This is a genomic window from Clostridium sp. UBA2485 (assembly GCF_002341865.1).
Lineage (GTDB): Bacteria > Bacillota > Clostridia > Clostridiales > Clostridiaceae > Clostridium_J.
Genome location: NZ_DDOV01000086.1, coordinates 1 through 7766 on the forward strand (window position 1 = coordinate 1; position 7766 = coordinate 7766).

Annotated in this window: 9 protein-coding genes and 1 other annotated feature; of the genes, 8 read left to right on the forward strand and 1 reads right to left on the reverse strand. The window is 27.6% G+C overall.

What is annotated here, in order from left to right:
- Positions 1-283 (reverse strand): transposase (locus tag B3603_RS17975; protein ID WP_291567474.1); only part of this gene is annotated, 283 nt, incomplete at its 3' end.
- A 219-nt stretch (positions 284-502) separates the two neighbouring features.
- Here B3603_RS17975 and B3603_RS17980 point away from each other — a divergent pair.
- From B3603_RS17980 to B3603_RS18015, 8 genes are all read left to right on the forward strand, one after another.
- A complete protein-coding gene (locus tag B3603_RS17980; protein WP_291567476.1) occupies positions 503-1012 on the forward strand; it encodes a PRC-barrel domain-containing protein in 510 nt (169 codons plus the stop codon).
- Positions 1002-2024, forward strand: coding sequence for an AI-2E family transporter (locus tag B3603_RS17985; RefSeq protein ID WP_291567478.1), 1023 nt, complete (start codon positions 1002-1004; stop codon positions 2022-2024). The genes B3603_RS17980 and B3603_RS17985 overlap by 11 nt, the downstream gene beginning before the upstream one ends.
- A 65-nt stretch (positions 2025-2089) precedes the next feature.
- Positions 2090-2267: a binding site (T-box leader), on the forward strand.
- A 201-nt stretch (positions 2268-2468) separates the two neighbouring features.
- Positions 2469-5117 carry an alanine--tRNA ligase gene (gene alaS, locus B3603_RS17990; RefSeq protein WP_291567480.1) on the forward strand — a complete coding sequence of 883 codons (2649 nt, stop codon included), beginning with the start codon at positions 2469-2471 and terminating at the stop codon, positions 5115-5117.
- 60 nt (positions 5118-5177) lie between these two features.
- Positions 5178-5450 carry an IreB family regulatory phosphoprotein gene (locus tag B3603_RS17995; RefSeq protein ID WP_039631414.1) on the forward strand — a complete coding sequence of 91 codons (273 nt, stop codon included), beginning with the start codon at positions 5178-5180 and terminating at the stop codon, positions 5448-5450.
- Positions 5451-5536: 86 nt separating this feature from the next.
- On the forward strand, positions 5537-5947 hold the full coding sequence (gene ruvX, locus B3603_RS18000) for a Holliday junction resolvase RuvX (protein WP_291567483.1): 411 nt from the start codon (positions 5537-5539) through the stop codon (positions 5945-5947).
- A 32-nt stretch (positions 5948-5979) separates the two neighbouring features.
- Complete coding sequence (locus tag B3603_RS18005; RefSeq protein WP_291567485.1) at positions 5980-6231, forward strand: DUF1292 domain-containing protein; 252 nt, start codon at positions 5980-5982, stop codon at positions 6229-6231.
- Positions 6232-6839: 608 nt separating this feature from the next.
- Positions 6840-7295 (forward strand): Fur family transcriptional regulator, encoded by a 456-nt coding sequence (locus tag B3603_RS18010; protein WP_291567487.1) that lies wholly within the window; start codon positions 6840-6842, stop codon positions 7293-7295.
- Between the two features lie 193 nt (positions 7296-7488).
- On the forward strand, positions 7489-7766 hold a 278-nt coding region (locus B3603_RS18015), incomplete at its 3' end, for an MBL fold metallo-hydrolase (protein ID WP_291567489.1).

Sequence of the window (7766 nt, forward strand, 5' to 3'; positions counted from 1 at the left end):
CTAAAATTGCTATTTTTAATTCCTGTTCTTTAATTACTTCTAAAGACTTTTTATATTCCTTTTTATAATTAGGTACTATCTCACTTTCACTTGGATTCTTAAGTTCTTTAGGTTCTAATGTTTGACCATATCTTCTATAGTTACTAACCCATCTGCTTAATAACACTGGATTAATATCATATTTTTTAGCAATAAGAATATTACTACCAGATTCTAAAACTTGATTAACATAATCAACCTTTTGATCCTCTGTAAATTTCCTAATAAATCTTTTTTTCTCCATAAAAAAGCCCCTCCTAATTATCTTAGATTTATTCTATCTTAATTGAGTTCAGTATGTCCAATCTAATTAGGGGGCCTATAGGTTCTTCATTCTTAATTATTAATTCTTAATTAATAAGAATGTCAATTGTTATTTCGTATTGTATAAGTTTTGACTAAATTATTTTAAAAATGGGTATAATACTTAATAAAGAAGGTAGAGTAGGGAAGGTATTATATCATGTATAAGAGTAGAGATTTTGTATTTATGGATGTATTGGATCTACAAGGTGAAAAGTTAGGGTATATAAAGGATATACTGATAAATTTTAGTAAAAGGGAAGTTATAGGTTTTAAAGTAACCCCCTACAAGCTTTTTAGGAAAAACTTTAGCATTTTAAAAGAAGATATTATTTATTTTAATGGAGCGATGGTAATAAATAAAATAACTAAAGAAGAATATTTAGCTTTTAGTGATATTAAGAAGATGTATGTTATAGATAAAAATTCTAAAATATTGGGGATTGTTAAGGAATTAATTTTTGATGGAGAAAGCTTTGAAATAAGAGCTATTTCAATAGCATATAGCTTAGTTACAAGTATATTTAAAGAAAGAAGAATATTGTTAATTAAAGATATGATTTTAGGAAAAGATAATTTGCTTTATGTAGGATGCCAAGATAAATATAGTTTTCATTGCATACCTCATAACAATTTCTTACATATAGGAGAAGACAATATTGAAGGGTAAAAGAAGCTATATTAAAATTATAGCTTTAATAATACTTATATTAGCAATTATACTTCTAATAAAAAGATTTCCAATATTTTTAGATTTAATTGGAGTTATATTAATATCTTTTATAATATCTTATAGTTTAAGACCCTATTATAAATTTTTAATTAGTAAAGGCTTTAATAGAAGATTTGCAGCAGTTTTTGTTATATTAACTATAATACTTTCTATTTTATTAATATTTACTATTTTAATACCTTCTATATTTAAAGACAGCAATAATATTAATGATATGCTTTTAGATATTGAAAGATATGTTAATAATTTTAAGAGTCCAGATATTACTTTAGGAAACAATAAATTTATTTCTCATTTTATAAACGTAATTTACGATAAAGTACAATTACTAATAATTAATACAATAGAGAAAACCATAGAAACTCTTATATCAGCAGGGGAAAATATATTATTATTTTTAGTTTCTCCTACTCTTATTTATTTTTTTCTATGTGATGATAATTTAATTTTGAATGGAATTTTAAAGTTATTTCCCACATCAAGTAAGGGTATGATTAAAAAAGCATTAGTGCATATAGATAAAGTGTTGGAACGGTATATAATAACACAATTTGAGCTTTGCGCAATTATAGGAATTTTAACATTTATAGTGCTTTTAGTATTAAGAGTTAAATTTCCTATAGTATTATCCTTAATAAATGCAGTATTTAATATAATCCCTTATTTTGGGCCCATAATAGGTGCTATTCCTATTCTTATATTAGCTAGTTTAAATTCACTTCAAAGTATAGTTTCTGTAGGAATAGCATTAATGATAATTCAACAAATAGAGGGAGATATTATATGCCCTAAAATTATAGGAGAGAGTGTCAGTGCGCATCCACTTACCATATTAATATTATTACTTGTAGGTGGAAATATAGGTGGAGTATTAGGTATGATAATTATTGTACCTATTTGGGTAACTATTAAGGTATTGTATGAGGATATCGAGAGTTATTTATTTTAAATTTTAATTAAGTAATAGTTGACATTTTATTTATTTTTTCATATAATTCCAATAAGAAAATATAATATTAGGTGATGACAAGAATTAGTAAATATATCAAGGCATTTAGAGAGGAAGTGGTTGGTGAAAACTTCTTGGGAGATATATTGAAGCTGTCTTAGAGCCATATTTAATTAAGTGATATTAAAATTTTAAAAATTTTAATATAATAAGGGTGGTAACGCGGAACCTTTCGTCCCTTTTTAGGGAAGGAGGGTTTTTTATTTTTTGTATAAAAATATTATTAGTTAAGACTATGGCGATATAAAATATCACTACAATAGCGAAGTGCGAGATGTGCATTGTGAATTAAAAAATTATAAATTAAAATAACAAAACAAATACATATTTTAATCTATATATTAAATTTTTAAATAGTGCACTTAAATTATAGGAGGAATAGATATGAAAAATATGTCATTAAATGAAATTAGAGAATCTTATTTAAAATTTTTTGAAAGTAAAGATCACTTAAGATTAGAAAGTTTTCCGTTAGTACCTAAAAACGATAAGAGCTTACTACTTATAAATGCTGGTATGGCTCCATTAAAACCATATTTTACAGGATTACAAACCCCACCAAGTAAGAGAGTTACTACTTGTCAAAAGTGTATTAGAACTGGAGATATAGAAAACGTAGGTAGAACCTCTAGACATGGTACTTTTTTCGAAATGCTTGGAAATTTTTCTTTTGGAGATTACTTTAAAGAAGAAATAATTCCGTGGGCTTGGGAATATGTAACAGAAGTTTTAGGAATACCTAAAGAAAAATTATATGTAACTATACATTTAGAAGATGATGAAGCTTTTAAAATATGGGTAAATAAAACAGATATAGATAAAAATCGTATTTTTAGATTAGGAGCAGATAATTTCTGGGAGGTTGGAGCTGGCCCTGGACCATGTGGACCGTGTTCTGAAATTCATTTTGATAGAAAACCTGAATTAGGACAAATAAAAACTGCTGAGGAATTTGAAAAAGCTTCTGATGAAGATAGAGTTATAGAGTTTTGGAATTTAGTATTTACTCAATTTGATAAAGATGAGGAAGGAAATTATAACAAATTATCAAGTCCTAACATAGATACAGGAATGGGACTTGAAAGAATGGCAACCATAATGCAAGGAGTTAACAGCATTTTTGAAGTTGACACAATTAGAGCAATATTAGATGAAGTTTGTAGAATATCTAATAAAAAATATGGCTATAATGAAAGAGAAGACATATCTATAAGAGTTATAACTGATCATGTTAGAAGTGTAGCATTCATGATTAGTGATGGAGTATTACCATCAAATGAAGGTAGAGGATATGTTTTAAGAAGAATATTAAGAAGGGCAGCAAGACATGGTAGATTACTAGGAATAAAAGGTATATTCTTAAATGAATTATGTGATATAGTCATAGAAAATTCTAAGGGTGCTTATCCAGAATTAAGTGAAAAAGCTAGTTATATTAAAAAAGTAATAAAACTAGAAGAAGAAAGATTTAGTGAAACTATAGATTCAGGAATGGAAATATTAAAGTCATATATTGAAGAATTAGAAACTTCTAATGAAGATACTTTAAAAGGTGAAAAAGTTTTTAAACTTTATGACACTTATGGTTTTCCACTAGAACTTACAGAGGAGATTTTAGAGGAAAAGAATTTAAAAGTTGATATAGAAGGCTTTAATACAGAAATGAAAAGCCAAAGAGAAAGAGCTAGGGCAGCTAGAGGAGATTCAAGCTACATGGGCAATGATGATGGAATTTTAAATAAAATTCCTGCAGATATAGAAACTGCTTTTAGTGGATACGATAAAATAGTAGATTCTTCAGAAGTAAAAGTTCTAATTAAAGATGATGAATTTGTGGGAACTTTAGCTACCAAAGAAAAAGGTATAATAATTACTTCTATAACTCCATTTTATGCTGAAATGGGAGGTCAAGTAGGAGATAAAGGCATAATCTCTAATAATAAGTTTAAAGCTGTAGTTTATGATTGTAAGAAAAATATTGGCGGAAAAATTCTTCATTTTGTAGAAGTAGTAGAAGGTGAAGTAAATCTAGAGGATATAGTTGAGCTTTCAGTTGATAGCGAAAGAAGGCAAAATATATGCAAAAATCATACAGCTACTCATATGCTTCATGAAGCTTTAAGAGAAATTTTAGGAGATCATGTAAACCAAGCAGGCTCCTATGTAGATGATGAAAGATTAAGATTTGACTTTACTCATTTTGCTGCCTTAAGTGAAGAAGAACTTAAAAAGGTTGAAAAGAAATTAAATGATGAAATTATGAAAGTTTATAGCATAAATACTGATGTTATGACTATAGAAGAAGCTAAAAATAGTGGTGCAGTAGCATTATTTGATGATAAATATGAAGAAGATGTTAGGGTTGTATCTGTAGAAAACTTCAGTAAAGAGCTTTGTGGAGGAACTCACGTTAAGAATTCCGGAGAGATAGGATTATTTAAAATTATAAGTGAAAGTGGAGTTGCAGCAGGTATCAGAAGAATTGAAGCTATAACTGGAGCAAAATCAGTTAAATATGTAGAAGATAAGAATACTTTCTTAAAAGAGATTTCTTCAATATTAAAATGTGGAGAGAAAGATGTAGTTAATAAGCTACAATTATTACTACAAGAGCTTAAAGAGAAAGATAAAGAAGTTCAGGGTTTAAAAGAAAAACTAAATAGTGGATTAGAAGATGAGCTTATAAGTTCAGTAATAGATATAAAGGGCGTAAAAGCTATAGTGGCAATGGTTAATGATATTGAAGGAGAAGCTCTTAGAAACCTTAGTGATAAATTAAGAGATAAACTTCAAAGTGGTGTTGTCATACTAGGAGCTTCCTCAAAAGATAAGGTTCAATTTGTAGCGATGGCTACAAAGGATGCTGTATCAAATGGGGTTCATTGTGGTAAAATAATTAAAGAAGCTGCAATTATCGCTGGCGGTGGCGGCGGTGGAAGACCAGATATGGCTCAAGCAGGTGGAAAAATACCAGAAAAATTAAAAGAGGCAATGGATAAAGCTAAGGAAGTATTAGAAAGTTTAGTTAAATAGTGTACTTTTTGAAGTATATGTTTTATAATATTATTAAAATATCTATTGGTCGTTTAAGCGATGGGAAAGAGGGAGATTATAGTGGATAATCAAAATACAGTTCAGTTTGAAAATGTGAAGGATAAAAAAGATATGACAAAAATGATACTGACTGACGTATATGATGCCTTAAAGAAAAAGGGATATAACCCAGTTAATCAACTAGTAGGATATTTGATTTCAGGTGATCCAACTTATATAACAAATTATAATGGAGCAAGAGCATTAGTTAGTAAACTAGAAAGAGACGATATATTGGAAGAGGTTTTAAAATCTTATCTAGATATAAAATAAAAATGCCTTATAGGCATTTTTATTTTAATTTAACATATACTAAGTTTATTATTAATTATAGATACTTTTGCATAAGGAGATTCTTAATGAGAATACTAGGATTAGATGTTGGCGATAGAACTATTGGAGTAGCAGTAAGTGATCCGTTAGGACTAACAGCTCAAGGCATTACTACAATAAGAAGAAAAAAATTAGAAGATGATATAAATGAAATTATAAAAATATGTAAAGAATATGATGTGGAAAAGATAATTTCAGGACTTCCTAAAAATATGAATGGAACTATAGGCCCACAAGGAGAAAAAGTTATGGCTTTTTGTGAGGAATTAAAAAAGCACATAGATAAAGAAATAAAGTTTTGGGATGAAAGATTAACCACTGTTGCTGCTCACAAGGTTATGTTAGAAGCAGATTTATCAAGAAGCAAGAGAAAGAAAATTGTAGATAAAATAGCAGCAATATACATATTACAAGGATATTTAGATAGTATATATTAAAGAATTATTATGATAGAATAGGAGAAATAGTTATGGAAAATTATGTTGATAAAATTACTTTAATTGATGAAGATGGAGAAGAAATTGAATTTGATGTTATAACTAAGCTGGATATAGAAGAAGAGGAATATGTTATAGTTGTTGCAAGTGGAGAAGAAGATTTAGATGCTATAGCACTAAAGATTAAAAAAGATGAAGAAGGAAATGATTTATTAGTTCCAGTAGAAGATGAAGATGAGTTTGAAATGATATCAGAAGCTTATGAAGCTATATTTGAAGAATAATTTTTATTTTATTATCGTGTAATTATCATTTGAAAATATCTATCTTATAAGAATAATAGATAGTTAATATAAAGAGATTAATAGTAATTAAAAAACTATATAAAATAAAATTTGAAAAATGTTAAATTTTTATAGTTATTAATTTGAAATGTTATTCTATTGAGAATTTCTCAAAACTTATAAAAAATTACGTAGATTACAGCGTAATGCATTAATAAGATATGAAAAAATGGAGAAGGGAGGAGTTACGTTAAAACAAGTAATATTATAAAATTTGAAAAGAACATTAAAAAGTCACATAAAATATTTGAGAATATTAAAAATGATTATAGTCGTAAGATAATTGCTAATATAGTAAAAGCATAACTATTAAGAATAGTTATGGAAATCTTAAAATATCTTTATCAGAAAAACTTTTATATGCAAATGTTATAGTCTGTTAAAGAATTATGATACTAGGTAGCAAATTATATGAAAGCTCACATTTTCAATGTATATATCTATGCTAGAATATAATATCCAATATATTAAGTATAGGGAAAATATAAGTTTTTATAATGTTTTTATAGAGTTTTATAAGTTTTGCGTAACAGATGTAATGAGTTAATATGTCTCATGATAGAATTGAAGTTTTAAAAGAAGTTTTAAAAGAAAAGGGGTATAAATTAACCCCTCAAAGAAGAGCTATTTTAAACGGAATAATTGACAGTGAAGGAGCTCACTTAACAGCTGAAGAGTTATATGATTTAGTTAAAATAGACTGCCCTGAAATAGGCTTAGCAACTGTTTATAGAACTGTTCAATTACTAGAAGAGATGGGCGTAGTATGTAAATTAGACTTAGATGATGGAAGAAGTAGATATGAACTTTGTCAAGGTGATGATAGTCATCAGCATCATCATTTAATTTGCAATTCTTGTAATAAAGTAATTGAAGTTCAGGGCGATTTACTTCATGAAATAGAAGAAGTTATTGAAGAAAAATACAAATTTAAAATTGAAAATCACAGTCTGAAATTCTATGGGATATGTGAAGAATGTAATAGGGCATCTGAAAGAGAATAAGTAAGATAAGGATTTTAGTCTATTTTCTGTTAGGCAAAGAAGTAGAACTCGCTTATAGCGGGATATATGAAGATTTTGCTGATACAGCATAACGTAAAATAGGTTAAATGCTGATTGATTATTTTCTTAAAGATACTTAAATAGAGTAACAAATTAATTTAAATATATATAAAATTACAAAGGAGGGGAGAAAGTGCGAAGAGAAAGAGAAAAAATTAAAATTATACCACTTGGAGGTCTTAATGAAATAGGCAAAAACCTTACCGTAATTGAGTACAAGAATGATATTGTTGTTATCGACTGCGGCCTTAAATTCCCAGATGATGATATGTTAGGTATAGATGTAGTTATACCAGATGTAAATTATCTTATAAAGAACAGGGAAAGGGTTAAAGGTATATTTTTAACTCATGGACATGAAGATCATATAGGTGCACTACCTTATGTTTTAAAGCAAATTAATGTTCCTGT